The organism is Mesorhizobium sp. M0833 (assembly GCF_040319905.1).
GTDB lineage: Bacteria > Pseudomonadota > Alphaproteobacteria > Rhizobiales > Rhizobiaceae > Mesorhizobium.
Genome location: NZ_JAMYOQ010000043.1, coordinates 1 through 24896, shown reverse-complemented (window position 1 = coordinate 24896; position 24896 = coordinate 1). Strand labels below are relative to the sequence as shown.

At 63.0% G+C, this 24896-nt stretch carries 31 protein-coding genes; 20 read left to right on the top strand and 11 right to left on the bottom strand.

Features of this window, described 5'->3' with window-relative positions; genetic code table 11:
- Positions 1-97 precede the first annotated feature (97 nt).
- Genes rfaD through waaC form a run of 3 tightly spaced genes read left to right on the top strand, consistent with a single transcriptional unit; the run spans position 98 to position 2999 of the window.
- A complete protein-coding gene (gene rfaD / locus NKH98_RS29905) occupies positions 98-1048 on the top strand; it encodes an ADP-glyceromanno-heptose 6-epimerase (RefSeq protein WP_352477863.1) in 951 nt (316 codons plus the stop codon).
- Entirely contained in the window at positions 1021-2028 is a 1008-nt protein-coding gene (waaF, locus tag NKH98_RS29900) for a lipopolysaccharide heptosyltransferase II (RefSeq protein ID WP_352477864.1), read from the top strand. The genes rfaD and waaF overlap by 28 nt, the downstream gene beginning before the upstream one ends.
- The gene (waaC, locus tag NKH98_RS29895; protein ID WP_352903879.1) at positions 2025-2999 is read left to right on the top strand and encodes a lipopolysaccharide heptosyltransferase I; all 975 of its coding nucleotides are present in this window, start codon (positions 2025-2027) and stop codon (positions 2997-2999) included. Before waaF ends, waaC begins: the two co-directional genes overlap by 4 nt.
- A 139-nt stretch (positions 3000-3138) precedes the next feature.
- Here waaC and greA read toward each other — a convergent pair whose 3' ends face one another.
- Both greA and NKH98_RS29885 read right to left on the bottom strand, forming a co-directional pair.
- Positions 3139-3612, bottom strand: a complete 474-nt coding sequence (gene greA, locus NKH98_RS29890) for a transcription elongation factor GreA (protein WP_023719113.1) — start codon at positions 3610-3612, stop codon at positions 3139-3141.
- 316 nt (positions 3613-3928) lie between these two features.
- Complete coding sequence (locus NKH98_RS29885; protein WP_254819249.1) at positions 3929-4486, bottom strand: tetratricopeptide repeat protein; 558 nt, start codon at positions 4484-4486, stop codon at positions 3929-3931.
- 236 nt (positions 4487-4722) lie between these two features.
- Here NKH98_RS29885 and NKH98_RS29880 point away from each other — a divergent pair, with 236 nt between their 5' ends.
- The 3 genes from NKH98_RS29880 to NKH98_RS29870 all read left to right on the top strand — a co-directional run bounded on the left by NKH98_RS29880 (position 4723) and on the right by NKH98_RS29870 (position 7145).
- A complete protein-coding gene (locus tag NKH98_RS29880) occupies positions 4723-5148 on the top strand; it encodes a DUF3775 domain-containing protein (RefSeq protein ID WP_352477868.1) in 426 nt (141 codons plus the stop codon).
- 75 nt (positions 5149-5223) lie between these two features.
- A complete protein-coding gene (locus NKH98_RS29875; RefSeq protein WP_352903878.1) occupies positions 5224-6189 on the top strand; it encodes an extensin family protein in 966 nt (321 codons plus the stop codon).
- A gap of 116 nt (positions 6190-6305) precedes the next feature.
- A complete protein-coding gene (locus NKH98_RS29870) occupies positions 6306-7145 on the top strand; it encodes an extensin-like domain-containing protein (protein WP_352506723.1) in 840 nt (279 codons plus the stop codon).
- 56 nt (positions 7146-7201) lie between these two features.
- Here NKH98_RS29870 and NKH98_RS29865 read toward each other — a convergent pair whose 3' ends face one another.
- Both NKH98_RS29865 and NKH98_RS29860 read right to left on the bottom strand, forming a co-directional pair.
- Entirely contained in the window at positions 7202-7600 is a 399-nt protein-coding gene (locus NKH98_RS29865; RefSeq protein WP_352903877.1) for a gamma-glutamylcyclotransferase, read from the bottom strand.
- A 13-nt stretch (positions 7601-7613) separates the two neighbouring features.
- Positions 7614-7796: a hypothetical protein gene (locus NKH98_RS29860; protein WP_352646514.1), complete on the bottom strand. Its 183-nt coding sequence runs from the start codon at positions 7794-7796 to the stop codon at positions 7614-7616.
- 125 nt (positions 7797-7921) lie between these two features.
- Between NKH98_RS29860 and NKH98_RS29855 the strand changes: the two genes are divergently transcribed.
- Positions 7922-8629 (top strand): LssY C-terminal domain-containing protein, encoded by a 708-nt coding sequence (locus NKH98_RS29855; protein ID WP_352646516.1) that lies wholly within the window; start codon positions 7922-7924, stop codon positions 8627-8629.
- A gap of 43 nt (positions 8630-8672) precedes the next feature.
- Here the strand turns inward: NKH98_RS29855 and NKH98_RS29850 are convergent, their stop codons facing one another.
- Positions 8673-9692, bottom strand: coding sequence for a zinc-dependent alcohol dehydrogenase family protein (locus NKH98_RS29850; protein WP_352506720.1), 1020 nt, complete (start codon positions 9690-9692; stop codon positions 8673-8675).
- A 125-nt stretch (positions 9693-9817) separates the two neighbouring features.
- Here NKH98_RS29850 and NKH98_RS29845 point away from each other — a divergent pair, with 125 nt between their 5' ends.
- Both NKH98_RS29845 and NKH98_RS29840 read left to right on the top strand, forming a co-directional pair.
- Positions 9818-10744: a LysR family transcriptional regulator gene (locus NKH98_RS29845; RefSeq protein ID WP_352903874.1), complete on the top strand. Its 927-nt coding sequence runs from the start codon at positions 9818-9820 to the stop codon at positions 10742-10744.
- A 76-nt stretch (positions 10745-10820) separates the two neighbouring features.
- Positions 10821-12131: a hemolysin family protein gene (locus NKH98_RS29840; protein WP_352506718.1), complete on the top strand. Its 1311-nt coding sequence runs from the start codon at positions 10821-10823 to the stop codon at positions 12129-12131.
- Between the two features lie 117 nt (positions 12132-12248).
- Here the strand turns inward: NKH98_RS29840 and arr are convergent, their stop codons facing one another.
- Positions 12249-12656, bottom strand: coding sequence for an NAD(+)--rifampin ADP-ribosyltransferase (gene arr, locus NKH98_RS29835; protein ID WP_254819241.1), 408 nt, complete (start codon positions 12654-12656; stop codon positions 12249-12251).
- 217 nt (positions 12657-12873) lie between these two features.
- On the opposite strand from arr, the gene NKH98_RS29830 reads away from it, so the two are divergent.
- Positions 12874-13167 carry a hypothetical protein gene (locus NKH98_RS29830; RefSeq protein ID WP_254819240.1) on the top strand — a complete coding sequence of 98 codons (294 nt, stop codon included), beginning with the start codon at positions 12874-12876 and terminating at the stop codon, positions 13165-13167.
- Between the two features lie 50 nt (positions 13168-13217).
- Here NKH98_RS29830 and NKH98_RS29825 read toward each other — a convergent pair whose 3' ends face one another.
- Positions 13218-13508 (bottom strand): hypothetical protein, encoded by a 291-nt coding sequence (locus NKH98_RS29825; RefSeq protein WP_254819239.1) that lies wholly within the window; start codon positions 13506-13508, stop codon positions 13218-13220.
- Between the two features lie 311 nt (positions 13509-13819).
- Between NKH98_RS29825 and NKH98_RS29820 the strand changes: the two genes are divergently transcribed.
- The 3 genes from NKH98_RS29820 (at position 13820) to NKH98_RS29810 (ending at position 17411) form a co-directional block, all read left to right on the top strand.
- Positions 13820-15802, top strand: coding sequence for an ABC transporter ATP-binding protein/permease (locus NKH98_RS29820; protein ID WP_352903873.1), 1983 nt, complete (start codon positions 13820-13822; stop codon positions 15800-15802).
- A gap of 259 nt (positions 15803-16061) precedes the next feature.
- Positions 16062-16535, top strand: a complete 474-nt coding sequence (locus tag NKH98_RS29815; RefSeq protein ID WP_254819276.1) for a VOC family protein — start codon at positions 16062-16064, stop codon at positions 16533-16535.
- An 81-nt stretch (positions 16536-16616) separates the two neighbouring features.
- Positions 16617-17411 carry a class I SAM-dependent methyltransferase gene (locus tag NKH98_RS29810; RefSeq protein WP_352903871.1) on the top strand — a complete coding sequence of 265 codons (795 nt, stop codon included), beginning with the start codon at positions 16617-16619 and terminating at the stop codon, positions 17409-17411.
- A 33-nt stretch (positions 17412-17444) separates the two neighbouring features.
- Here the strand turns inward: NKH98_RS29810 and NKH98_RS29805 are convergent, their stop codons facing one another.
- On the bottom strand, positions 17445-18338 hold the full coding sequence (locus NKH98_RS29805) for a transcriptional regulator GcvA (protein WP_352903869.1): 894 nt from the start codon (positions 18336-18338) through the stop codon (positions 17445-17447).
- Between the two features lie 204 nt (positions 18339-18542).
- Here NKH98_RS29805 and NKH98_RS29800 point away from each other — a divergent pair, with 204 nt between their 5' ends.
- The 5 genes from NKH98_RS29800 to NKH98_RS29780 all read left to right on the top strand — a co-directional run bounded on the left by NKH98_RS29800 (position 18543) and on the right by NKH98_RS29780 (position 21678).
- On the top strand, positions 18543-18728 hold the full coding sequence (locus NKH98_RS29800) for a DUF1127 domain-containing protein (RefSeq protein WP_352802710.1): 186 nt from the start codon (positions 18543-18545) through the stop codon (positions 18726-18728).
- Between the two features lie 73 nt (positions 18729-18801).
- Positions 18802-19287, top strand: a complete 486-nt coding sequence (locus NKH98_RS29795; protein WP_254819234.1) for a VOC family protein — start codon at positions 18802-18804, stop codon at positions 19285-19287.
- A gap of 36 nt (positions 19288-19323) precedes the next feature.
- Complete coding sequence (locus NKH98_RS29790; RefSeq protein WP_352477892.1) at positions 19324-20049, top strand: SDR family oxidoreductase; 726 nt, start codon at positions 19324-19326, stop codon at positions 20047-20049.
- A gap of 235 nt (positions 20050-20284) precedes the next feature.
- Positions 20285-20719 carry an FKBP-type peptidyl-prolyl cis-trans isomerase gene (locus tag NKH98_RS29785; RefSeq protein WP_352903866.1) on the top strand — a complete coding sequence of 145 codons (435 nt, stop codon included), beginning with the start codon at positions 20285-20287 and terminating at the stop codon, positions 20717-20719.
- Between the two features lie 281 nt (positions 20720-21000).
- A complete protein-coding gene (locus NKH98_RS29780) occupies positions 21001-21678 on the top strand; it encodes an HAD family acid phosphatase (protein WP_352903864.1) in 678 nt (225 codons plus the stop codon).
- A 49-nt stretch (positions 21679-21727) separates the two neighbouring features.
- On the opposite strand, the gene NKH98_RS29775 is transcribed toward NKH98_RS29780, so the two are convergent.
- Positions 21728-22708, bottom strand: a complete 981-nt coding sequence (locus NKH98_RS29775; protein WP_352903862.1) for a quinone oxidoreductase family protein — start codon at positions 22706-22708, stop codon at positions 21728-21730.
- Between the two features lie 98 nt (positions 22709-22806).
- Between NKH98_RS29775 and NKH98_RS29770 the strand changes: the two genes are divergently transcribed.
- Positions 22807-23199 (top strand): winged helix-turn-helix transcriptional regulator, encoded by a 393-nt coding sequence (locus NKH98_RS29770; RefSeq protein WP_352477900.1) that lies wholly within the window; start codon positions 22807-22809, stop codon positions 23197-23199.
- 72 nt (positions 23200-23271) lie between these two features.
- On the opposite strand, the gene NKH98_RS29765 is transcribed toward NKH98_RS29770, so the two are convergent.
- Entirely contained in the window at positions 23272-23877 is a 606-nt protein-coding gene (locus NKH98_RS29765; protein WP_352477902.1) for an NADPH-dependent FMN reductase, read from the bottom strand.
- A 90-nt stretch (positions 23878-23967) separates the two neighbouring features.
- Here NKH98_RS29765 and NKH98_RS29760 point away from each other — a divergent pair, with 90 nt between their 5' ends.
- Positions 23968-24336: a winged helix-turn-helix transcriptional regulator gene (locus NKH98_RS29760; protein ID WP_352506704.1), complete on the top strand. Its 369-nt coding sequence runs from the start codon at positions 23968-23970 to the stop codon at positions 24334-24336.
- 50 nt (positions 24337-24386) lie between these two features.
- Here the strand turns inward: NKH98_RS29760 and NKH98_RS29755 are convergent, their stop codons facing one another.
- Positions 24387-24707: a hypothetical protein gene (locus NKH98_RS29755; protein ID WP_023719143.1), complete on the bottom strand. Its 321-nt coding sequence runs from the start codon at positions 24705-24707 to the stop codon at positions 24387-24389.
- Positions 24708-24896: the final 189 nt, after the last annotated feature.

The window sequence follows — 24896 nt, the reverse complement described above, 5'->3', positions numbered from 1 at the left end:
CATCCGGCCGCCCCGCCACCTGCTTTGTCGACAGGCCTGCCGGCCTCCCCTATAAGGGCCGGAATCGGCAAGCAACGGCAAGTCAGGGCGTACTAAAATGATCATCGTCACGGGCGGCGCCGGCATGATCGGTTCCAACATCGTCGCCGCGCTCAACGCCGACGGTTTCAGCGACATTCTCGTCGTCGACGACCTCACCGACGGCCACAAGATCGCCAATCTCGCCGATCTCGAGATCGCCGACTATCTCGACAAGGACGACTTTTTGGCGCGGATGGAGGCCGGTGACCTCGGCCGCATCGAGGCGGTTTTCCACCAGGGTGCCTGCTCGACCACCACCGAATGGAACGGCAAGTTCATGATGGAGGTCAACTACACCTATTCGAAGCACCTGCTGCACGCCTGCCTGGCCTTGCGCGTACCCTTCCTCTATGCCTCGTCCGCTTCGGTCTATGGCGGCGGCGCCGAGTTTCGCGAGGAGCCGGAATGCGAGCGGCCGCTGAACGTCTATGCCTATTCGAAAAAGCTGTTCGACGACTATGTCCGCCGCACCGTTTTCGATACCGACCATTCGCCGGTCGCGGGCCTGCGTTATTTCAACGTCTACGGACCGCGCGAGGCGCATAAGGGCGCCATGGCCTCTGTCGCCTTCCATTTGTTCAACCAGGTCGAACGCGGCGAAAACCCCAAGCTGTTCGGCGCCTATGGCGGTTTCGGGCCCGGCGAGCAGAGCCGCGACTTCATCCATGTCGGCGATGTCGCCGACGTCAATCTGTGGCTGTGGAAACGCGGTTCTAGCGGCATCTTCAACTGCGGCACCGGCAACGCCCAGCCGTTTCGCGCCATTGCCGAAACGGTGATCGATACGCTCGGCAAGGGCCAGATCGAATTCATCGAGTTTCCCGACCACCTCAAGGGCAGCTACCAGAGCTTTACGCAAGCTGATATGTCCCGCTTGCGCGCAGCCGGTTACAATGGCCAGTTCCGCACAGTGGAAACCGGCGTCAGAGACTATGTCGAATGGCTGAAAGCCCAACGATCCTCGTGATCGGCCCACGCTGGGTGGGCGACATGGTGATGGCGCAGTGCCTGTTCCAGGCGCTGAGGGAGCTTCATCCGAACGCCGCCATCGACGTGCTGGCGCCGGCGTGGGCAGCACCGCTGGTCAAGCGCATGCCCGAAATCCGCCAGCAGATCGACCTGCCGCTGCAATCCGGCGCGTTCGAATTCCGCGTCCGAAGGCGCTTCGGCCGCCTGCTGCGCGGCCGCTACGACATGGCCTTTGTCCTGCCGGGAAGCTGGAAGTCGGCGCTGATCCCGTTCTTTGCCGGCATTCCGCGCCGTGTCGGCCATCTCAAGGAAATGCGCTACGGGCTGCTGACCGACATCGTGCCCTTGCCCGATCGCCTGAAACGGCGCACCGCGCAGGCCTATTTCAGCCTTGCCCGTGGTGGCGCCTTCCAGCCGCCGAAGCTCGCCGTCGATCAAGCCAGCCAGGCGGCACTGCTCAGCCGTTTCGGGCTGACGGCGGGGAAATTCGTGGCACTCATGCCCGGCGCAGAATTCGGCCCGGCCAAGCGCTGGCCGAGCGAACACTATGCCGGCCTTGCCCGGGAGATGATGGCGAAAGGGTTTGGCGTCGCGCTGTTCGGATCGAAGAACGACGCTGAGGTGACGGCTGAAATCGCGGCGCTGACGCCGGGCGCCTCCGACCTTGCCGGCCAGACGCGGCTGGAGGATGCCATCGACCTGATCGCCGCGGCGAGGCTCGCCGTCTCCAACGACAGCGGACTGATGCATGTCGCCGCCGCCGTCGGCACGCCGGTCGTCGCCGTCTACGGCTCGACCTCGCCCGACAACACGCCGCCGCTCGCCGAGCGTCGCGAACTGGTCTGGCTCGGCCTGTCCTGTTCGCCCTGCCACAAAAAAATCTGCCCGCTCGGTCATCTCAACTGCCTGAAGACGCTGGAGGTCGAACGCGTCGTGGCGGCGGCGGAGCGGCTGCTGGAAATGCCGGCCGCCGCATGAAGGTGCTGATCGTCAAGACGTCGTCGATGGGCGACGTCATCCACACCTTTCCCGCAGTGGAGGACGCGCGCCGCGCCCGCCCGGATATTTCCTTCCACTGGTGCGTGGAGGAGGCCTTTGCCGGCATCGCGGCGCTGCATCCAGCCATCCAAACCATCCACAGCGTGGCGATCCGGCGCTGGCGCGGGAAGCTGCTCGAGCCCGGCACATGGCGGGAAGTGGTCGGCCTGCGCAGCGCCTTGCGCGCGTCCCGCTACGACCTCGTCCTCGATGCACAAGGCTTGCTGAAATCGGCGCTGGTGGCGCGGCTGGCGGCAGCACCGATCGCCGGCTTCGACCGCTCGAGCGCCCGCGAGCCTTCGGCGAGCCTGTTTTATGGTCATCGCTACGCCGTGCCGCGCGGCCTGCATGCCATTGAGCGCACGAGACGTCTGTTCGGGCTGGCGCTCGGCTACGAGCCGGATTTTTCCCGGCTCGAATCAGGCATCGTGCCGCCAGCCGCAAAATCGACTTTTGTCGGCGAAAAGACAGCCTTCCTGCTGCACGGCACCAGCCGCGAGGACAAGAAATGGCCGGTCGCGGACTGGGTCGAAATCGCCAGGCTTCTCGTGGCACGAGGGATGACCCCGGTCACCACCTGGTCGAACGACCGTGAACAGGGGGTTGCCGAAGCGATCGCCCGCGCCGTTTCGCAAACCGTGGTGGTTCCCAGATCGCCGCTTGCCGAGATCGCCGCCGTCATCGGCTGCTCGACGCTGGTCATCGGCGCCGACACCGGCCTGACCCATCTCGCCAGCGCCTTCGGCGTGCCTACGGTGGCTGTATTCCTGGCGACGGAGCCCGGCCTGACCGGCCCGCGCGGGCCGTTCGCATCGACGCTGCTGGCCGCGCCTGGCCGCGGCGTCACGCCGCCGGCGGTGATGGCGGAAGCAGAGAGGTTGCTGGCGCTTAAATTACAAGGCGCTGCATAGCACCCTTTTTAGAATTCGCTCTGGCGAGTCGAATAGCGTGGTTTTCGAGAACCGGAGCGGAGCGTACTTAAAGTACGTGAGCACCGGAAGCGCAGAAAACCGCACTATTCGGCCGCCAGAGTGGAATTATCAAAAGGTTCTAAATGAATTGCACCTGGACGATCTCGTAGCCCCTGGCGCCGCCCGGTGCGTTGACCTCGATGGCGTCGCCGACTTCCTTGCCGATCAGGGCGCGCGCGATCGGCGAGGAGATCGAGATGCGGCCGGACTTCACGTCGGCTTCCTGGTCGCCGACGATCTGGTAGGTCTTTTTCTCCTCGGTATCCTCGTCGACCAGCACCACGGTGGCACCGAACTTGACCTTGTCGCCGCTGAGCTTGGTGACGTCGATCACCTCGGCCCGCGCGATCAGGTCCTCGAGTTCGTTGACCCGGCCCTCATTGAGGCTCTGTGCCTCTTTTGCCGCGTGATATTCGGCATTTTCGGAGAGGTCGCCATGCGAGCGCGCTTCGGAAATCGCCTCGATGATACGCGGCCGCTCCTGTTGCTGGCGCCAGCGCAGTTCTTCCTTCAATGACGCGAACCCCTCGCCTGTCATCGGGACCTTGTTCATAATGCCTGACCTTTCCTGCCGCCGCCCCCGCAATCGGGAGCGACCTTGTCGATGGTACAAAAAGAAAACGGTCCGGCAGCCTCGCTAACGGAACCGTCTCACCACAATCTTTGCAAGATATAGCAATCTTCGCGGGTTTTTCACGTCCAAAAAGTCGGATTTTGAAAAATCATCCCCCGATTGCGCGGCTGACCTAACGTCAAGGAGCGCATCACGTGTACCGTGATGCCAAATTCCAGTTCGGAGCAGCATGTGAGCACAGCAAAAAACCGGCTGCGATCGCCGCAGCCGGTATGAGCAGCGTCCGGGGGTCGGATCAGCTCCTCATGAAATGATCGATCTGCTCCGACAGCATGCCGTATTCGCGAGATCCCTTGCCCGTGCGCTTCTCGATTTCGCGGAGCTGTTCCTGGGCGCCGGCAAGATCGCCGATCTGCAGGTGCGCCTCGCCGAGATATTCGCGCACCAGCGTGTAGTTCGGGTCGATGCGCAGCGCTTCCTCGTAATAGCCGAGGCCGACGGTGACGCGGCCGGAATGGCGGTGCGAATAGCCGAGATAGTTGAGGATGCGCGGGTCCTGCTTGTTGGCGGCGAGGCTGAGGACGGCGATCGCCTCGTCATAGCGTCCATCCATCGCCAGCGCGCGACCGGCATCATAGATGCTGTCGTCATCCAGCATACCTTGCTTGGGCGAGACACATTTCTTCTGCTTCTTGTCCCAGGCCTCCCCCTTCTTGCACTGGCTCTGGCCGCCGCCGCCATTGCCGCCGCCGCCGCCACCACCTCCCCCGCCTTCACCAGCCGAAAACGCCGGAGCCGCAATCAGCGGCAGGGCGGCAATGGCCATGGCGTAAATCAGCAATCGTCTGCGCATTACGCTCTCCTTTGAACCTGACAATGCAACACTAACGCCGGGCCAAAGCCGTTTCGTCCCGGAAAATGTCATCCTATCTCAAAACCGCGATCTCTCCCAGCAAGGCCATCTTATTCCGGGAAGAGAGGGCATCATAAATCATGGTTCACGATTAACGCCCACGCGCAAGAGAACGTGACGAGCGCTGCAAATCCGCTATCATCGGGCCGACCGAGCACGAAGCAGGGAGACGGCCGGTGCAGCAACGCGTTGAACGAGACTGGGAGCTTTCGATCGGTCCCGACACCGTGCGCCTGTTCATCCTGAAGGCGAAGGCGCTCAGCGCCGCCGTCAACGAAGACTATACCGACGGCGCCGAGCACGAGGTAGAGCTTGACGGCAACGCGCACGACAACCACCATCATGACGGCCTTGCCGAGGAAAGCTCCGAAGATCTCACCGAGGAAGAACTGCGCGAGCTGATCGACGATCTCAATGTCGACGAAGCGGCCGAACTGATTGCGTTGGCCTGGGTCGGCCGCGGCGACTATGACGCGACGGAATGGACGGACGCGCTGACCGCCGCCCGCGAGCGCGCCAACAAGCGCACGGCAAAATATCTGCTCGGCATGCCGCTGCTGGCGGACTGGCTCGAGGAAGGCCTGGAAGCGATCGGCGCGTAACAGTGCGGTTACCGATTGTGATCGCCAGCCCCCTCGCCCAAGGCAACTTCCCTGCATTCTGGCCGTTGCGATACAATGGCGGCGTTTGGCTCTTTCAGATTGGGCAGAGTGCTGCTGGCCGTTGCGGCTACGCCGCTGGCGGGACCCGTTTCAGCCAAGGCGCCCGAGCTGCCGCCAACCGCACCGGTTCCGCAACTCAACCAGCAAGTCACTCCGCCAGCACCAACCGAGATCCCGGTCCCCGAACCACGCCCCGCTCCGGAGGCTGAGCGGCCCAAAAACGGTCAGCCTCAAAACGATCAGCCCCAAAATGGCCAGTCCAGGACCGAGCAGCCGAAGCCGCCGGCGATCGCGCCACAGCCGCCTGAAAAGCCGGCGCAGGCCGAGCCGCCGGCAAACTCACCGGTCGCGCCACCAAACCCGGCCGAGGCAGACAAAAAGGCGGAGCAAGAAATCCTTCCCGATCCTCGATCGGTCGCCATTGCCGAGAAAGAAATGCCGGCCGAGGAATTGGCCTGCCGCAGGCGGCTGAAATCGATGGGCGTCGATTTCGAGGAGCGCAAGCCCGAGCATGATACGGCGGTCGGTTGCTCGATCCCCTACCCGATCGTGCTGAAGACGCTCGGCAAATCCATCGCCATCGGTCCGGAGCCCGAGCTCAATTGCCAGATGGCCGAGGCCGCCGCACGCTTTGCTGCTTCGGTCATCCAGCCTGCTGCAAAGGCCGAGTTCGGCACGGATATCAAATCGATCGGCCAGGCCTCCGCCTTTGTCTGCCGGTCGCGCAATGGTGGCGGCAAATTGTCGGAGCACGCCTTCGGCAACGCGCTCGACATCGCCAGCTTCACGCTTTCGGACGGGAAGGAGATCGATGTCGGCCCGGCGCCGCCGGAAAAGGACGCGAAATTCCTGGACGCAGTGCGCAAGGCAGCCTGCGGACCGTTCAAGACCGTGCTTGGCCCCGGCAGCGACGCCGATCATTCGCAGCATCTCCACTTCGACCTCGAACCGCGCCGCAATGGCGGCACGTTTTGCGAATGACGCCGGCCGCCGATAATGGGCGCCGCAATTTGGACGCAGGCGTGAACGGCGTCGCTGATTTTTCCTTTACTCTTCAGGTTTAGAGTCTGTGCCATCTGGGGACAGGAACCCTTCCGATGGCCGGGCTAATTCGCGCTGCGCTTGTCGCTGCGCGGCACACAGGACGCGCGCGCATGGCCGGCAGGCTTGCCGTCGTGATTGCCATTGCGGCGGTCTCCGCCTGCAACACCGGCAGCGTGCTGTCGCTGCAGCCGGCCGTCGACGTCGGCAGCCAGACCGCTGCCGTTCCGCCCTATTCCGGCCAGCAAGATTCCGGCCCAGAATATTCCGGCATGCAGCGCCTCGTCCCATCCAACCCCTATATGACGGCCGCCTATCCGCGCATGGACAATCCGATGTCGCCGGCCGAACAGATGCCGGCCGCAGAGATCGATTGCCGCAAGGAGCTGAAACGCCTCGGCGTCGTCTACACCGACGTCGCGCCGATCCATGAAGGCCAATGCGGCATCGATTATCCGGTCAGGGTCTCGGCCATCGGCAGCGTCGCGATGAAGCCGGCCGCGACGCTGACCTGCGACATGGCCGCCAGCTTTGCCGGCTGGACCAGGAATGAACTCGTCCCGTCGGCCCGCTGGCGCTATTTTTCAGGCGTCAAGACCATCCACCAGGGCTCGAGCTATTCCTGCCGCAGGATCGCCGGCGAAGGTGTTTTGTCGGAACACGGCAAGGGCAATGCGCTCGACGTGATGAGCATCGAGCTTAACAATGGCGACGACATCGACGTCCGCAAGCCCGGCCTGTTCGCCTTCCGCACGCGCGGCTTCCTCAACAATGTGCGGGCCGACGGCTGCCAGTATTTCACCACCGTGCTCGGCCCCGGCTACAACTACGACCACCGCAACCATTTCCATTTCGACATCAAGAACCGCAAGAACGGCTATCGCGCCTGCCGCTGACCATTCCGGTTTTCAGATGAAATGCGACAAGTCATTTCGTGCAAAAAGCGCCTGGATCAGCTGCGTTGTGTGCCGCCGGTGGAAGCCATGATGATGTGCTGCGCCACCAGATCCTGGACGTTTCTGTCGCGGATTCCGCTTTCCTCGAGCATGCTGACGGTGCGGAACAGATACTGCGCGGACGAACCCCAATGTCCGGCTGCCCGCGCCAGCGTCTTCGCCACCTGATCGAGCGGCAGCCGCCCGGCATAAGCCTTGCCGTCGGGCGCCGCGACGAAGGCCAGGGCGCGTAGCGGACCGTCGCTGGTCTTGACCCAGATCCAGCGCGGCACGTTGGTAGGCGGGTTGGCGTCGATCTCCCGTCGCATCAGCCGACCCAGTTGCCCGAAATGATCTTCTGCCGGAAGTCTGTAGACAACGCCTTTGCAGCTGCCGCCCCGGTCCAAAGCCAGCATCAAGGCCGGAAGATCACGCGTTCCGCGCTTCGGGCCGGTATTCCAGAAGCAGCTGCTCGACAAGATCATCGAACTCCGCGTCGCTATGCTCGGTCGTCCCCGGCTCGGGGCCGGGATCCGGCTCGACCCGTTCGACCAGCGCGATAAGGTCGGCGGTCAACGCCATGGCAGTGCCGTGCGCCGGTTTACCCTCCATCACTCCCTCATTCGTGCTAGCCGGTTCTACGCCATTTCATGCTAAAATATGAGGATAGACCGGCTGCGCGCCGCTTGCCAAGGATTTCGACGGCCTGACGGGCCTGCCAGTTCGAGCGCCAATGCATGAGCCAACGAAGCCTTCGACGACGTGCAACGACCTGGCTGGTGGCATGTTGTGCCGCTTATCTTTCGCTCGCCTATTTCGCCGCGCCTGAGTTCTGGACGTTACGCGACCGCAATTTTCGCAATCAGCAATTCGAGATGGTGACGCACACGCCGCAAGGCATTCCGGGCGATCCGATCAATGTCGGCCTTGTCGGCACCAAGAAGGAGCTTGTCCATGCTTTTGCCGTCGCCGGCTGGGATACGGCAGACGCGGTCTCGCTGAAGACGGCGATCGAGATCGGCGAAAGCGTGCTGTTTGACCGCCCCTATCCCGACGCGCCGGTCAGCCGGCTGCTGTTCGAAGGCCGCGCCCAGGACCTAGCCTTCGAAAAGCCGGTCGGCGACAGCGCTGACCGGCGCCACCACGTCCGCTTCTGGCAGACCGCTGCGACCGGAGACGACGGCCGGCCGCTTTGGCTTGGCTCGGCAAGCTTTGACCGCGGCGTCGGCCTCAGCCATGACACCGGCGCGATCACTCATCACATCGGCCCCGACATCGACGCCGAGCGCGATGGGCTGATGCACGACCTCTCCGCCGCCGGCATGCTGATCTCGACCAGCGAGATACCAGGCGTCGGCGCCACAAAGACCGGACGCAACGGCGAAGGCGATCCCTATTTCACCGACGGCAAGGCCATCATCGGCGTACTGCTGCAACTGCCGTAGGCGCGCAATCGGCCCGTCTGACAGCCATTTCGTCCCGATGGGCTCAGGGGACGGTGATCACGATCTTGCCGAACGGTCCGGTCTCCAGACGCTCGAATGCCTGCGGCACCTCGTCGAAGCCAAACACCCTGTCGATCACCGGCCTGATCGCGAGCGTCTCGATCGCCTGGTTCATTCGTTCGAAGGCGCGGCGGTGGCCGATCGATATGCCCTGCACGACGATCCGGTTGCGCAGGAACGGAATGATCGGGAAACTGAGCTCCATGCTGCCGAGAAGGCCGATGAGCGACAGCCTGCCGTCGGCGCCCAGCGCATTGAGCGAGCGCCGCGCATTGTCGCCGCCGACCATCTCCAGCACGTGCCTGACGCCGGCGCCGTCTGTCAGCTCGCGGGCGACCTCGTCCCATGCCGGATGGCTGCGATAATTGATCCCCTTCCAGGCGCCGAGCGCTTCTGCCCGCTCGAGCTTCTCGTCGCTGCTCGAGGTGACGATGGCGCGCAGGCCGAAAGCGGCGGCGAACTGCAGCGCAAACAGCGACACGCCGCCGGTGCCCTGGATGAGAACGGTCTCACCTGGGATAGGCTTGGCCGCCTCGACCAGCGCGAACCACGCCGTCAGCGCCGCGATCGGCAGCGTCGATGCCTCGACATCGCTGAGCGACGGCGGCGCCGCCACGGCGGCATCCTCGTGAAAGAGCACATGCTCGGACAGCATGCCGGGCAGTGACGAACCAAGCGTATGCTTGTGCAGCACCGGCGGGGCGTTGCCGTCCGGCCAGTCGGCGATCACCTGGCCGAGCACCCGCTGCCCGATTCCGAAGCGGCTGACTTCGCTGCCGGTGGCGACAACTTCGCCAACCGCGTCCGATGTCGGCACGAACGGCAAGCTGAGGTCCGGTATCAGCACGCCATCGACGATCATCCTGTCCTTGTAATTCAGCGATACCGCTGTGACGCGTACCAGAAGATCATGCGGCCCGGGTCGGGGCAGCTTTCCCTCGGCCGGCTTCAAACTGGACAGGCCGAAACCGGTCATCTGCCAGGATCTGTTTTGGGTGCTCATTGGTTCGCGCTCCGTGGTTGATGGTGCGCGAGACATTTATGCCGTTTCACTATGGAGAAAAGTGCTTCCATGTGGCATATTCTGCGACAGATTAAGGAGCAAAACTCTACAATAGGAGCGCTTCATTGGAATCGGCCAATTTGCAAGGCATCGTCGCATTCGTTCACGCGGTGGAGGCCGGCAGCTTCACCGGCGCCGGCGCGCGGCTGCATGTCACGAAATCGGCGGTCGGCAAGTCGATCGCGCAGCTGGAACAGCGATTGGGCGTTCGCCTGCTCAACCGCACCACCCGCAGCCTGAGCCCGACCAGTGAGGGCCTGAGCTATTACGAAGCCTGCGTCAGGGCACTGGCCGAGATCGAAGCCGCGCAGTCACTGCTGGCTTCGCGCAAGCAGGTGCCTTCCGGGCGGCTGCGTGTCGACCTGCCTTTGGCCTTCGGCCGGCGGGGCGTCGCCCCGGTTCTGTTCGACATTTCCAAAAAATTCCCGGATCTGACGATGGAAATCTCGTTCAACGACCGGCGCGTCGACCTGATCGAGGAAGGCATCGACCTGGCGGTGCGCATGGGCGACCTCGACGACAGCTTGTCGCTCGCCGCGCGCCGCATCTATGCCCAGCGTTCGGCCATCGTCGCCGCCCCCGCCTATCTCGACGCCCATGGCAGGCCGCACTCGATCGAGGACCTGCCCAGGCACAGCCTCATCGGCTACGGCCGCGACGGCACGGTCCATCCCTGGACCGTCAGGCATGCCGACGGCCGTCTCGAAAAATTCGCGCCCAAGGCGCGGCTGGTGCTCGGCCACGGCGAACCGATGCTCGATGCGGTACTGGCCGGCTGCGGTATCGTCTATCTGCCGACATGGCTGACGGCCGGCAGCATCAGGCGCGGCGAGCTCGAAATGGTTCTGTCGGACTGCCTTGTCGAAAACACGGTGGTGCATGCCATCTGGCCGGTAACACGCAATCTCGCACCAAAGGTGCGCGTCGTCGTCGACGCCCTGATCGAGCATTTTTCCGCGCCGCCCTGGGATGCGGCATGGGGTGCCGCCTGATTTGCCCCGCTCGCTAAATTTAAAAAGCGCGACCGTCCTATTTTCGAAAACCGCGCGGCAATGCTATGGACCCGGCATGCTTTATGCTGAAATTGCCATCGTGGTCGTCCTCATCTGCGTGAACGGCCTTCTGTCGATGTCCGAGCTCGCCATCGTCTCGTCGCGGCCGGCGCGCCTCAAGACGATGATCGACCGCAACGTCAAGGGTGCCGGCCGGGCTCTGGCGCTCGGCGCCAATCCGGGAAAGTTCCTGTCCTCGGTGCAGATCGGCATCACTTTGGTCGGCGTCTTGTCCGGCGCCTTTTCCGGCGCCACGCTCGGCGAGCGGCTGGCCACCTTCCTGGCATCGGCCGGCGTCCGCGAAAGCCTCGCCGACCCGCTCGGTGTCGGCATTGTCGTCGCCATCATCACCTATGGCTCGTTGATCATCGGCGAACTGGTGCCCAAGCAGATCGCATTACGCGACCCCGAACGGGTCGCCGTCAGGGTCGCTCCGGCAATGACCATCCTCGCCAGCGTTTCGGCGCCGCTGGTCTTCCTGCTCGATTTTTCCGGCCGCGCCCTGCTGTGGCTGCTTGGCCAGCACGGCCAGAGCGAGGAGAGGGTCACCGACGAGGAGATCAAGATGCTGGTCGCCGAAGCCGAGCACCACGGCACCATCGAATCCGACGAACGGCGCATGATCGCCGGCGTGATGCGGCTCGGCGACCGCGCCGTGCGCGCGGTGATGACGCCGCGCACCGAGGTCGACTGGATCAATCTGCAATCCGACGAGGCGGCCATCAGAAAGCTGCTGATGGACACCCAGCATTCGCGCCTGCCGGCCGGCGACGGCGGCGTCGACGCCATGATCGGCGTCGTCCAGACCCGCGACGTGCTGGCGGCGATGCTCGGCGGCCGCGCTCTCGACCCGCGCCGGCACGTGCGCACGGCCCCAATCGTGCATGACCAGGCCGATGCGCTGGACGTGCTTGCGACACTGAAGGAATCCGACGTGCCGATGGCGCTGGTACATGACGAATACGGCCATTTCGAAGGCATCGTCACCCCGGCCGACATACTGGAAGCGATTACCGGCGTCTTCCGTTCGGATCTCGATGCCGGCGAAGAGGAAAACGCCGTCAAGCGCGAGGACGGCTCATGGCTGCTTGCCGGCTACATGCAGGCCGACGAGATGGCGGAGGTCCTCGGCATCGACCTGCCCGAGAACCGCGACTACGAAACCGTCGCCGGCTATGTGCTGTCGCATTTGCATCATCTGCCGGCGACCGGCGAATGCGTCGACGCGCAAGGCTGGCGCTTCGAGGTCGTCGACCTCGACGGCCGCCGCATCGACAAGCTTATCGCCACCCGCCTGCCCGGCGGTCACCGCGAGGTCGTGCGGTAACGAGCGACGCGGTCGGTCTGACCTGTTGTGGACGTTGAACCGTATTTCGCGGCGACTGCCACCGACCGTAGGTCAGAGCCAGGCCCGGCAATTGCAGGACATATGCCTATTTAGCGATCAATCGATCGCCTCGATGCCTTGCGCCTTCAGCCGTTCGATATGGTCCTTCATCTCTTTCAGCCGCTCGGGCGAGTGGCCCTGCCACTCGGTGACCTCGCTCGTGATCCTGAGCGGCTGGCGGGAGCGATAGGACTGCGTCGGATTGCCGGGAAATTTCTTGTCCGTAAGGTTGGGGTCGTCGGTGATCGGGCCGGTTGGTTCCACGATGTAGATCCTTTCGCGTCCGTCACCGGCGGCCAGTTCTGCACCCCAGATAGCCGCATCCAGAGTGCCGGTCAGATAGACCCAGGCTGCCTGCTTTCGCGCGCCGTAATTGGAGCTGTAGCCGGCTTCGATCAGGTCTCCCGGTTTAAGGTCGGCCCGGGTGCCGTGGTAGAATTGGCGTGGGTTGTCGGAGGCTGTCATCGGCTCGCTACTTATCCTCGCTGTCTCAGGCATCATGGTTTCGTGGCGCGCACTATTTCATACACGTCATCGAATCAAGCGTCTGGCAGTGCGGTTATCGGACCTCCGCTCTCGGCAGTCCTGATATCTATGTCAGTCATCCCGCCCGATGCACGCTATCGGTCGGCCGCCGGCGTGGTTATTATAGACGCCCTGTACCGTCGCTATGGTGAACAAAATGGATCTGCAAGCCTTCAGGGATTCGATTGCCGAACCACAGCCGCCAGCCGGCTTGAGTCCTGCCCTGCAGGCGCTGTGGTGGGATGCAAAGGGCGATTGGGCTAAGGCGCACGAATGCGCGCAGCAGCGCGACGATACGGCCGGCATGCACGTACATGCCTATCTCCACCGCAAGGAAGGCGACCAGTCGAATGCGGAATATTGGTATCGCCGCAGCAATGCCACGCCGCCTACCTCAACGCTTGACGAGGAATGGGAGGAGTTGGCGCGTACATTTTTGCAGCAAAGCTGACATGCTCGGTCACGGCAAAATAGCCGGTCCTGCAAGCACTCGCCGGGGTGTCAGCTGGCGCCCTGTGGCTTGTCCCTGCCGTTCCATTCCGCGTTGCGCGCCCGCGCCTCTTCGGCGATCAGCTTGAACTCCCGCATCTTCGCAGCCTCGATGGCGAATGCGCGGCTTGGCAGGACGCCGGGGTCCTCCTGACTGTTCTGAAACTGAAAACGGTCCTCCAGTTCGGCCCATATTCGCTCGGGCGCCGTATCCTTGCTGGCAAGCAGCGCGACGACCAGCGCCAAAGTCTCGCGCTGGGCGTTCAGCCGCCCTTCGATCTCCTCAATCGGCAATTCGGACATGCGGGTCGCTTCCAGTTTCTCGCTCAACGGCAAAATCGCACCCTTGTTCCGACGCCGATGCACTGCTGACTTTATCAAGCTCGGACGGGCCCGACACCATTCACTTTCCGCTGGTGCCGAAACACAACAGAACACATCTCCATCTTGTGGGTTCGGTTAGCTGTCCCGCACCAGATCACAGGCCGTCATGTTCGAGAACGACCATACGGTGTTACGAGCACTGGAACACTGGAGAAGCCCTGGTGCTGTTTGCAGCCGGCGTCTCGAGCGGACGCTGTGAAACCTTCTGATTTTTAAGCCGTTATCGCCGGATGCCCCAAGCTAAATTCAAGCTGAAATCGGTTGATGGCGCCCAATCGCGCGATGCCGAGAAGTCGCGCCAGACGACTGTTGATGTCGCGTCCGAGGTCGTCGGCAAGCCCGCGCCGCCGCCGGATGTCACCGAACCCGATCCTAAGCTGACACCTGAAGAGGCCGAGCGGGCGCGCAAGAGATATCTGCTTAAGCGCTTCTGGATCAGCGCCCGCGGTTACTGGAGCGGCAGTGGCGACAGGGTCGCCTGGCCGTTGACGATCGGGCTGTTGGTCCTGATCGTCGCCAATGTCGGCTTCCAGTATGGGATCAATGTCTGGAATCGCGCAATTTTCGACGCCATTGAGCAACGCAATGCCCACACCGTATATTGGCTGAGCGCCGTATTCCTGCCACTCGTGCTCGGAAGCGCCAGCCTTGTGGTGGCACAAGTCTTCTTTCGCATGAAGATACAGCGCCGCTGGCGTTCCTGGCTCACCACCGCGGTCATCGCGCGTTGGCTGGCAAGCGGCCGCTACTATCAGCTGAACCTCGTCGGCGGCGACCACAGCAACCCCGAAGCCCGCATCGCCGAGGATTTGCGGATTGCCACCGAATCGCCGGTCGATTTCATTGCCGGTGTCATCGTCGCATTTCTGTCGGCCTCGACCTTCATCGTGGTGCTGTGGACGATCGGCGGCGCCCTGACCCTGACGATTGCAGGTTCGACCGTCACCATTCCCGGCTTCCTGGTCATCACCGCAGTGCTCTATGCCGCGATCACGTCCACCTCGATGGCGGTCATCGGCCGCCATTTCGTCCACCTCTCCGGGGAAAAAAATCAGGCGGAAGCCGAGTTCCGCTACTCGCTAACGCGCGTGCGGGAAAACGGCGAGAGTATCGCATTGCTCGGCGGCGAGGAGGAGGAGCGCAGCGGCATGGACAAGACATTCGCCCATGTGCTCAGGCAATGGGCGCTCCTTGCAGGCCAGCACATGCGCACGGCATTGGTGTCCCAAGGGTCGAGCCTGTTTGCGCCTGTCGTGCCGGTCTTGCTTTGCGCTCCAAAGTTCCTCGAAGGCAGCATGACACTTGGGCAGGTCATGCAGGCTGCCTCGGCCTTTGCCATCGTGCAGGGCGCGTTCGGGTGGCTGGTCGACAACTATCCCCGTCTCGCCGATTGGAATGCCTCTGCACGGCGCATCGCCTCGCTGATGATGTCGCTCGACGGGCTCGAGCGGGCGGAACAGAGCAACACGCTGGGGCGCATAAAGCGCGGCGAGACCGGCAGCGATGCGATGCTCAGCCTGAACAATCTCTCCGTGTCGCTCGACGACGGCACCGCCGTGGTCAAGGAAACCGAGGTCGTGATCGAACCAGGCGAACGGGTGCTTGTCGCCGGCGAATCCGGCTCGGGCAAGAGTACACTGGTGCGGGCCATCGCGGGTCTGTGGCCATGGGGTAGCGGCAGCGTCAACATCCGCGCCGACAGACGGTTGTTCATGTTGCCGCAACGGCCTTACATCCCGACCGGGACCCTTCGCCGCGCTGTCGCCTATCCAGGCGCCGCCGACAGCTGGACGCTGGATAAGATCAAGGCTGCGCTCGACAAGGTGGGACTCGACTACCTCAACGACAGGATTGAGGAGGACGCCCCATGGGACCAGACCTTGTCGGGTGGCGAAAAGCAGCGCCTCGCCTTCGCGCGTCTTCTGCTGCACCGCCCCGATATCATCGTGCTGGACGAGGCAACGTCGGCACTCGATGAGAAGAGCCAGGACAACATGATGCAGATGATCATTCGCGAATTGCCGAAGGTCACCATCATAAGCGTAGCGCATCGCGCCGAGCTGGAAGCTTTCCATAGCCGCAAGATCACATTGGAGCGGCACAAGGGCGGCGCAAAACTCGTCAGCGATATCGAACTCGTCCCGCGCAAGGACAGACGGAACTTGCTCATGCGCCTTCTGAGGCAACGGCGCGCCAACGGAAAGCCAGCGTGACCTTGAGCAAAGCGGCGCGGCCCTACCCAAAAAGTGAGGCCGCCGGTCGGACCAGGCGGATCTCCGGTTCGAGTCACTGCCCGCATCTGGTCCTGAAAGCACCAGCCGTGGTACCTTGGTTCCGGGCAGCTGCTGTCGGAACATCGATGGCTCGAGCGCATTTCCATGCCCGGTGCAACGCCGAGGCCAGCTGTGAAAAACCCGGGTTGATTTTCAAAAGCCCAGATTGATTTCGAAAGCAAAGGGACCAGCAATGACAATCGCCAAGAACACGATCTGCCTTTGGTACGACAAGGACGCCGAGGCTGCGGCCCGCTTCTATTCCGAGACTTTTCCTGACAGCTCGGTGAAATCCGTCCACCGCGCTCCCAGCGACTACCCGTCCGGCAAGGCGGGCGACGTGCTGACGGTCGAGTTCACGGTCGCCGGCATCCCCTGTCTCGGCCTCAATGGCGGGCCCGCGTTCAAACACAACGAAGCCTTCTCCTTCCAGATCGCCACCGACGATCAGCAGGAGACCGACCGCTATTGGAACGCCATCGTCGACAATGGCGGCCAGGAAAGTGCGTGCGGCTGGTGCAAGGACAAATGGGGCATCTCCTGGCAAATCACGCCGCGCGTGCTGACCGAAGCGATGGCCGCCGGCGGCGATGAAGCAAAGCGCGCATTCGAAGCGATGATGGAGATGAAGAAAATCGACGTTGCAGCGATCGAGGCGGCGCGGCGCGGCTGACAGTTCGGGGTCAGCCCGACGCGAAAAGATCAGGGCAGAGCGGCCGGAAATGCTGCCGGCCCACCTCCAGACAGGCGTGCGATGGTGTTGAACTGCGCTGAGTTTTACGACGCCGAACTGCGACGGCACAACGAGGTCTTCAGGGCTGCGGTCAAGGCGGGAACGCGCGATCGCGTGCTCGATATCGGATGTGGTTCGGGACAATCCTCTCGTGATGCCGCCCGTGTCGCGGTGGAAGGCAGCGTGCTCGGCGTGGACGTATCGGCGCGGATGCTCGAGATCGCCCGGAGCCGTAGCGCCGAAGAAGGATTGCGAAACGTCGCCTTCGAGCGCGGCGATGCGCAATTGCTGGTATTTCCGCCTGCCGGCTTCGATCTGTGCATCAGTCGCTTTGGTGTGATGTTCTTTGCCGATCCGGCGGCGGCGTTCGCCAATATCGGCCGGGCGATGCGACCGGGGGCGCGTCTTGTATGGATGGTATGGCAGGGCCCGGACCGCAACGAGTGGGCGACTGCCATTCAGCGGGCGATTGCGCCGGGGACCGCCATATCGGCGGGCGCCGCCACCCCATTTTCGCTTGGCGACCCCGCCATCACCGCGGAGATCTTGCGTGCATCCGGTTTTGTTTCGGTCGACTTTGCCGAAGTGCGTGAGCCAGTTTTCTACGGCCAGGACGTCGATGCGGCCTATGACGCTTTGCTTGGCCTGCAACTGGTTAAGGATCCGCTCGCCCGCGCGGATGTGGATGTCGACGCGGCGCTGCGGCGGTTGCGCGATCTGCTCGACGCGCACTTGACCGCGGACGGTGTGCTTTTCGGCTCGCGTGCCTGGATCATCACCGCAGTTCGGGCGAGCCGACAGTCACCGGGCGATTGACCCGTAGACGATCCTTTTCTCTCGGCCTTCCCGTCAGTCCGTTTGCGGCGTGACTTCTGAAAGCAGCCAATCCCTGAAAGCCTTGACCTTGCGCTGACGGATCGCCTCCGGCGGGTAGACGAGATAGAAGCTGGAAGGGGATTTCAGGGCGTGGCCGAAGGGGCGGACAAGCCGCCCGGCGGCGAGGTCGGCCGCAACGAGCATGGTCCGACCCAGCACCACCCCCTCGCCTTGTGCGGCCGACTCCATGGCAAAGGTGGCAGAGTCGAAGGTAATCCCGCTCTGCGGGTCCACGCCCTCGACCCCGGCGCTCGCCAGCCAGGTCGCCCAGTCGATGGGAAAGCTGTCACGGATCAGCGTGTGGTGTCTGAGGTCCTGAGGCGTGCGGAGCGGATGCGCACCCTCAAGAAGCTTTGGGCTGCACACTGGAAACACCTCCTCGCCGGTGAGGAACTCCGACGTGAGCCCGGGATAGTTTCCGCTGCCATAACGGACGGCGACATCGATGCCGTCGCCGAGGAAGTTGGTCAGCTTCCCGCTCGTCGAAACCCGCACATCGATGTCGCCATGCGCACGGTGAAAGCGGTAGAGGCGTGGCACCAGCCATCTCCCCGCGAAGCCATCGGAGGTGCTGACGTTCAGTGTCGAGCTCGAATAGCGGGCCGTTGCCGCAGCAGTGGCGGCGGCCAACTGGTCGAGCACCTCGCGCACCGCCCGCGCATAGGGCTCGCCGACGGCGGTCAGGCTCACCGAACGCGTACCGCGCTCGAACAGCTGCACACCGAGCTGATCCTCAAGGTTCTTGATCGCCCGGCTGATCGCACCGTGGGTAACATGAAGTTCCTCTGCCGCCTTGGAGAAACTCAACAGGCGCGCCGCCGCTTCGAAGCTCGGCAAAGTGGTGAGGGGAGGCAGCTTCCGGGGCATGGATCGATACCTATGTGTGAGCGATGCTCACACATTGTCGCCGATAAGTCGTTTGTCGTCCAGGCCGGAAGACGGCATATTTGCTCGCGTATTCAGTCATTCACCGCCGCTTCAAAAGGCGACTTGATGTGACTGATACTCTCGCTGACGAAAGTCGCGGGGCAACTGCTGAAACCAAAACTGCCGCCACTCTGGGAGAGCACCATGAATGCCAAACGAGTTGAACCCATCGTCGACGTCCTGACCGGCATGGCCGGCCGCATCCTCGCATCGAGCAGCCGGCGCCGGACCGAGCGGCAGGTTGCACGCTTCTCGACCCGCCGGCTCGAAGACCTCGGGTTTGCCCGCGACTGGGACGGCTCGGTCTATCGGCCGTCGGATCACCGCTAAGCCTGAATGAAAGCAACAGCGGACAGGCCCTTCGCCAAAGATCGCTGTCGCAAGGAATTAACGGAGAACGGACATGGCCACCATACACCCATTCCTCTGGTTCAACACCGACGCCAAGGAGGCCCGCGATTTCTATCTCTCGGTCTTCAAGAACAGCAAAGCGCTCCAGACGCTCGAATACACCGACTGGGTGTCCGGAACCAACAAGACGGTCCCGCATGCCACCTTCGATTTCGAGCTCGAGGGTCTGCACCTTACAGCGCTCAATGCCGGGCCGCAGCCGCCTTTCAACGAGCGGCTCTCACTCTACATCGAGACCAGGGACCAGGCCGAGACCGACTACTACTATGAGGCGCTCACCGCCGGCGGCGGCAGGGAACAACCCTGCGGCTGGCTCACCGACAAGTTCGGCGTCTACTGGCAGGTCATCCCGGAAATCCTGCCGCGGCTCAGTGCCGACCCGGATCGCGAAAAGGCCAACCGCGTCCGGCAGGCGATGTATGGGATGCGCAAGATCATCATCGCCGACCTCGAAGCCGCCTACGACGGCAAAGCTTGACCCTCACCGAAATCGCAAAACGAATGGAGACCTCCCATGACATCGCTCGTGGACAGGAAAGTCATCGTCATCGGCGGCAGCTCCGGCATCGGTCTCGGCGTCGCGGAAGCTGCTCTCAATTGCGGAGCGAAGGTCGTGATCGTCAGCCGGTCGCCCGCGAAACTGCAGGCGGCCGAACGGACGCTCAATGCGGGGCACGTGACCAGCTTGGTTGCCGATATGACCGACGAAGCGGACGTCGCTCGCCTGTTCGAGGAGATCGGTCCCTTCGACCACCTGGTATCGACCGCCGGAACACTGCCGCCCGGCGATCCGATCGGCAGTACCGACATGGAAGCTGTGCGAGGCTTCGTCGATAACAAGCTGATTGGGGCCGTCATGCTCTCCAAGCACGCTGTGCGCACGCTGAAGGCCGGTGGCTCCATGACCTTCACCTCGGGTATCAACAAGGATCGGCCACCGGTGCCGGGAGGCTCGGTCGTCTCTGCGATTGCCGGCTCATTCAGCTACTTCGCCCGCGCCCTGGCGCTCGAACTGGCCCCGACGCGCGTCAATGTCGTGTCTCCCGGATGGGTCGACACACCGATGTGGGACATCGTTGGAGAAGCCAAATCCAGCTTCTTTGCCGACATGGCTGCCCGGTTGCCGTCGAGAAAAATTCCGACCGCTGCGGACGTCGCCGCCGCCTATGTCTACCTCATGGAAAGCGAGTTCACGACCGGCGAGACAATCCGCATCGATGGCGGCCATAACCTGATCTAGCCGCCATTTGCACGCCGCCTGAATGGGTTGAGTCGGCATGACCCGCTAGTCCGGCGCACTCCTGCCGAAGGCGACGAACGCCGGCGGATCATGCCGGCGTAGCCCAATCGGGGTTTACATCGGCAGCCAGGTCCCTAGTTTTAGCGTTTCGCGCCGCGCACCCGAGTGTGTGGATGATCGAGGACGGGACCGTGAGCTCTGGCCGGCCCCTCGAAACTTTCAAAGGATGGCTATCATGACACAGGCCAAGAATGGCGACACCGTGCGCATCAATTACAATGGCCGCCTGGCTGACGGCACTCAGTTCGATTCTTCCGGCAACGAACCGCTGCAATTCACGTTGGGTGAAGGACAAGTGATCGCCGGTCTCGAAACCCATGTCGAGGGTATGGAGGTGGGCGCGAAAAGCACCGTCACCATTCCCGCCGACGCCGCCTATGGCCCGCACCGCCCCGAAGCGGTGATGACCGTCGACCGCGCCCGCGTACCAGACAACATCAACGTCGATCTCGGCACTCGATTGCAGGTCAGAACCGCAGAGGGGCGCCCGATGCCAGTAACAGTCGTCGGCGTGGACGACACCAGCGTCAAGCTCGACGGCAATCATCCTTTGGCGGGACGGGATCTGGTGTTCGACGTTGAACTGGTCGAGATCGTTCAGGCGGCGTAGGGCACGGCAAAGCGCGTAACGGCCATGATTTTCGGGTGACGCATTTCGACCGGCGGTTCCGGCGGTGCGTCGCCTGTCGGAGGCAAAGACCGCGGCGGCGGAAATCGTGTAGCGTGCAGCAACCCATAGAGACATTCGGGATCTGGAATGTCCAATTCAGCGTCGCAGTCTCGAGGACCTGTGGAAGACCTCGCTTGACAGCCGACTTCTCGTGACCGCAAAGTCTCGTGATGCGGGCGATTGGTTGGAATAGAATTGCGCGTGCCGGGGCAATCGTGCTGATGATCGGCACAAATGTTCCTGGGCCGGCGCGTTCCGACTCGCTCCTTCCCACAAGCCCGTCCCAGCCAGCCAATGTCGGCGATGCGATGCTGGCGGCTGCCAATTATCATGATTCCGGAGACTATGATCGCGACCTTGCCGCTGTGGCGAAGCAGGCAGGCGACTGGATCGTCAAGCGCGCAATGGAGGTGCCTCGCCCCGCACTGGTGCTCGACATAGACGAGACGGCTTTGGCCAACTGGGAAGTGATCACACGTGACAATTTCGGCCGCCCGATCGGCGGCGCCTGCGACATCGCAATCGACGGTCCCTGTGGCTGGGCCGCCTGGGACCAGCTTGCGAAGGATCCGGCCATTGACCCGGTGCTGGAGGTCTTCCAGCAGGCGCAAACGGCGAAAGTCGCGGTGTTCTTCATCACGGGACGTCCGGAGGACCAGCGTCAGGCAACCGAACAGAACCTGCAGTCGGCCGGCTATGCCGGTTATGAGCACCTTTACATGGTCCAGCCCGGGGCCAAATACGGCTCCGCCGCAGATTTCAAGGCACCCATAAGGGCCGAAATCGAAAAGGCCGGCTACACAATAATTGCCAATGTCGGTGACCAGCCATCCGACCTGTTCGGCGGGCATGCCGAGAAGCTGTTCCTGCTGCCAAATCCGTTCTACCGGGTTCGCTGACGGCCGGAACGGCACAAGCCCGGATCCTCGGCTCCTTGCCGAGCACCTGCTAAGGTATCAAGATAACCTTGCCGGTCGCGCCGCGCTCCTCCAGCAGGCGATGTGCGTGGCTGGCCTGGTCGAGCGGGAAGCGGCCACCTTTGGTCACCACAAGCTGACCACCGGCGGCCAGATCGAAAAATTCCAAAAGGCCGTCACGGATCCCGTCCGTAGACAGCAACGGTAGCAGGGCAAAACCCCTCAGCGACTGGTTGCGGCCGATCATCGCCTCCATCTGCGGGGCGCCGAGCGCGTATCTGCCAAGGGCGGCAAACACCAGCTCTCCGCAAGGCGCAAGGGCCTCGAGCGCGGCCGCCGTCAGCGGGCCGCCGACAATGTCGTAGATGGTGTCGACGCCAGCGCCACCTGTCGCTGCCCGGACGCGCTCCGGCCAATCCGTGTTGCTGTAGTCGAAGGCAGCATCGGCTCCCAGCGACAAAGCAAGATCGAGCTTGGCCTTGCTGCCGGCTGCCGCGATGACACGGCTCGCGCCGGCGCGCTTGGCAAGCTGGACGAGCAACGAACCGACGCCGCCCGCGGCAGCGGCGACCAGCACCGATTTGCCGGCCGGCCGGCTTTGCCGCGATAGATGCAGCGCCGTCAGCCCTTGCACCATCAGTGCCGTCGCGTCTTCGAACGAGAGCGCATCCGGCAGCGGCACGGCCAGGCTTGCGTCGATCGTCACATACTCGGCATAGCCGCCAAACGGCTGGCTCGAGGCGAACAACGGCGCAGCGACGCGCATGCCGAGCAAGGAAGCCTCCACCCCGTGCCCAAGCGCCTCCACGATCCCCGCGGCCTCGACACCAGGGATCATCGGCAGCTGCGGCGTCACCGCATAGCGATCCGCGCGCATCAGCACTTCGAAGAAATTCACGCCGGCCGCATGAACGCGGACCAGGACCTCGCCGGCTTGCGGCTCGGGCTTCGGCACCGCGACTATCTCGAGAACGTCGGGCTCGCCGAAACGGTTCAGTTGAATGGCTCTCATCGCAGGCACCGATCGTTATTGGCATCGGCCGCTGTTTGCCACTATCTGCCTGGCTTCGACTACACACCGATTTGTCCGCTGCCGACCGGGAGGTGACCATGACCAAGCTGATCAAGAGGCTGCCGATGCTGCCGGCAGAGCGCGCGCTGAAAGTGATTTCGGGCCGCTGGAAGGCCGTCATCCTGTACCATCTCTTCGACAGGCCCCGGCGGCTGTCGGCGCTGCAGGCGCTGATGCCCGGCATTACCCAGAAAGTGCTGATCCAGCAGCTTCGCGAAATGGAAGAGCACGGCCTCGTCCGCCGCGAGATCTTTGCCGAGATCCCCTCGCGCGTCGAGTATTCGGCGACGCGGCTCGGCCTCAGCCTCGAGCCGATCCTGCTGGCACTTTGCCAGTGGGGCCAGCATCACGCCGACGAGCTGAATGAGATGGACCGCCTTGCCGATTGCATCATCAGGCCACGGCAAGCGCGGGACGCCCATGCGGTGTGAACAAAAAGGGCGGCGCATGCGCCGCCCCAATGCTTGGGAGAATTAATCCTTGGGAGGACTGTTCGAACCTGCTCAGGCCGCCTTGACTTCCTCGGCGACGGCATCGGCCTGACGCGCCGTCTTCAGCACCCTGGCCCACCATGCAATGTCGTTGACCAGCGCGGTTGCCGCCTGGTTGAGGTGCTCGAACTCGTCGAGCTTCTTGTCACCTTGCTTGACCGCAAGGAAATCAGCCCAGGAGATGTGTACGGCGGACTTCACCGGCGCCATCTGCAGCTCGACCGCATGCAGCCTCAGCTGCTCGACGGCGCGCGCGCCACCGACGCTGCCATACCCGACGAAGCCGGCCGGCTTCTTGTTCCACTCGTTGGCGGCGTAGTCGATGGCGTTCTTCAGCACGGCCGTCGGCCCATGATTGTATTCGGCGGCGGTGAAGATGAAGCCGTCGAATCCGGCGACCTTCTTTTGCCAGCGCTGCGCCACTTCGTTCTGCGACGGCGCCCAGGCGGAGGATGCGACCTCATCGAAGAACGGCAGCGGGAAATCGCGCAGGTCGACGACTTCGACGTCGATATCGGCATGCGACTTGGCGATCCTGGCAATCCATTGGGCCGGGACGTCGGCAAAGCGCGCGGCGCGGGTCGAACCAATGACGATGGCGATTTTGGGTTTTGACATAGAGGGGCTCTCCTTACAGCAATACTGGTATCGTTTAGATACCTGAGCTATATGAGTAACTGGCCGCTCAATGTGCAAGGAGGCACTTTTTTGTTACCAAGGCACCCGTACCGCACTGAGGACTGCCGCGCCGTCTCCGAAATCCTGCAGCGCGTCGGTGACAAATGGACTGTGCTCGTCGTTGGCAAACTCGGCAACGGGCCGCTGCGTTTCAACGAGCTGCGCAGCGCGGTCGGCGGCATTTCGCAAAAGATGCTGACCACCACCTTGCGTGGGCTCGAGCGCGACGGCTTCGTTACGCGCACCGTGTTCCCGACCATCCCGCCGCGGGTCGACTACGAATTGACCGATCTTGGCTACGAGCTGCTGGTGCCGGTCGATGCGCTCGGCGAATGGGCACGCAAGAACACAGAGCGCGTCAAGGCCGCGCGAGAAAAATTCGACGCCATGCACAGCTGAACCCTTGCGCTGTAAGGGTTTGAACCTGTCGGGGATGCTCCGGACGAGCCCTACTGCTGTAACTGCATCTTGCTCTTCGGCAGCTTCTCGATCCGGTTCCATTTCGGGTTGGGACTGACCACCTTGCCGCCAATCGTGCAGGTCGTGGTCGTCTCCTTGCGGCAATTGCTCACCGTCGTGCCGCTGGTGTCGCATTTCGTCGCCGAGCAGATCTCGCACTTGGCCGCTTGCCCGTTGATGGTGCGGTTTTCCGACGTGCAGGTGGCGCCCGGATCGCCTTTTTTGACCTCGGCAAAAGCGCTTGCGGAGGACAGGCAGAGCAAGGCAGCAAAGGCACCCGCCAGGGCAGCGTTCAGCATGTGTTGACGCATTGTCTTTCCTCCCAAGATCCCGCCAGTCGCGCTGCAGGCGCATGCGGGAACCCGTCGGCAAAAACCACGCGGGACCACTGTCCGCATCCCCCGCGCGGGCAGGGCTATCGCATATGAGTGATGGCATTGATGAGATAGTCGTCGTTCCAGGCGCATTTCTTGATGCGATGGCTGATGGGGACTTTGGCA

Coding starts and splice junctions, on each gene's coding strand:
- arr (WP_254819241.1), bottom strand. CDS start 12,656: ATGACAGCCTCCGACAACCCACGCCAATTCTACCACGGCACCCGGGCC.
- NKH98_RS29785 (WP_352903866.1), top strand. CDS start 20,285: ATGACACAGGCCAAGAATGGCGACACCGTGCGCATCAATTACAATGGC.
- NKH98_RS29850 (WP_352506720.1), bottom strand. CDS start 9,692: ATGAGCACCCAAAACAGATCCTGGCAGATGACCGGTTTCGGCCTGTCC.
- NKH98_RS29840 (WP_352506718.1), top strand. CDS start 10,821: ATGCTTTATGCTGAAATTGCCATCGTGGTCGTCCTCATCTGCGTGAAC.
- NKH98_RS29860 (WP_352646514.1), bottom strand. CDS start 7,796: ATGGAGGGTAAACCGGCGCACGGCACTGCCATGGCGTTGACCGCCGAC.
- NKH98_RS29770 (WP_352477900.1), top strand. CDS start 22,807: ATGACCAAGCTGATCAAGAGGCTGCCGATGCTGCCGGCAGAGCGCGCG.
- NKH98_RS29830 (WP_254819240.1), top strand. CDS start 12,874: ATGGATCTGCAAGCCTTCAGGGATTCGATTGCCGAACCACAGCCGCCA.
- waaC (WP_352903879.1), top strand. CDS start 2,025: ATGAAGGTGCTGATCGTCAAGACGTCGTCGATGGGCGACGTCATCCAC.
- NKH98_RS29755 (WP_023719143.1), bottom strand. CDS start 24,707: ATGCGTCAACACATGCTGAACGCTGCCCTGGCGGGTGCCTTTGCTGCC.
- NKH98_RS29875 (WP_352903878.1), top strand. CDS start 5,224: ATGGCGGCGTTTGGCTCTTTCAGATTGGGCAGAGTGCTGCTGGCCGTT.
- NKH98_RS29820 (WP_352903873.1), top strand. CDS start 13,820: ATGCCCCAAGCTAAATTCAAGCTGAAATCGGTTGATGGCGCCCAATCG.
- NKH98_RS29885 (WP_254819249.1), bottom strand. CDS start 4,486: ATGCGCAGACGATTGCTGATTTACGCCATGGCCATTGCCGCCCTGCCG.
- NKH98_RS29800 (WP_352802710.1), top strand. CDS start 18,543: ATGAATGCCAAACGAGTTGAACCCATCGTCGACGTCCTGACCGGCATG.
- NKH98_RS29780 (WP_352903864.1), top strand. CDS start 21,001: ATGATCGGCACAAATGTTCCTGGGCCGGCGCGTTCCGACTCGCTCCTT.
- NKH98_RS29765 (WP_352477902.1), bottom strand. CDS start 23,877: ATGTCAAAACCCAAAATCGCCATCGTCATTGGTTCGACCCGCGCCGCG.
- NKH98_RS29825 (WP_254819239.1), bottom strand. CDS start 13,508: ATGTCCGAATTGCCGATTGAGGAGATCGAAGGGCGGCTGAACGCCCAG.
- NKH98_RS29810 (WP_352903871.1), top strand. CDS start 16,617: ATGGTGTTGAACTGCGCTGAGTTTTACGACGCCGAACTGCGACGGCAC.
- NKH98_RS29790 (WP_352477892.1), top strand. CDS start 19,324: ATGACATCGCTCGTGGACAGGAAAGTCATCGTCATCGGCGGCAGCTCC.
- NKH98_RS29865 (WP_352903877.1), bottom strand. CDS start 7,600: ATGCTGGCTTTGGACCGGGGCGGCAGCTGCAAAGGCGTTGTCTACAGA.
- waaF (WP_352477864.1), top strand. CDS start 1,021: ATGGCTGAAAGCCCAACGATCCTCGTGATCGGCCCACGCTGGGTGGGC.
- greA (WP_023719113.1), bottom strand. CDS start 3,612: ATGAACAAGGTCCCGATGACAGGCGAGGGGTTCGCGTCATTGAAGGAA.
- NKH98_RS29855 (WP_352646516.1), top strand. CDS start 7,922: ATGAGCCAACGAAGCCTTCGACGACGTGCAACGACCTGGCTGGTGGCA.
- NKH98_RS29870 (WP_352506723.1), top strand. CDS start 6,306: ATGGCCGGGCTAATTCGCGCTGCGCTTGTCGCTGCGCGGCACACAGGA.
- NKH98_RS29795 (WP_254819234.1), top strand. CDS start 18,802: ATGGCCACCATACACCCATTCCTCTGGTTCAACACCGACGCCAAGGAG.
- rfaD (WP_352477863.1), top strand. CDS start 98: ATGATCATCGTCACGGGCGGCGCCGGCATGATCGGTTCCAACATCGTC.
- NKH98_RS29775 (WP_352903862.1), bottom strand. CDS start 22,708: ATGAGAGCCATTCAACTGAACCGTTTCGGCGAGCCCGACGTTCTCGAG.
- NKH98_RS29805 (WP_352903869.1), bottom strand. CDS start 18,338: ATGCCCCGGAAGCTGCCTCCCCTCACCACTTTGCCGAGCTTCGAAGCG.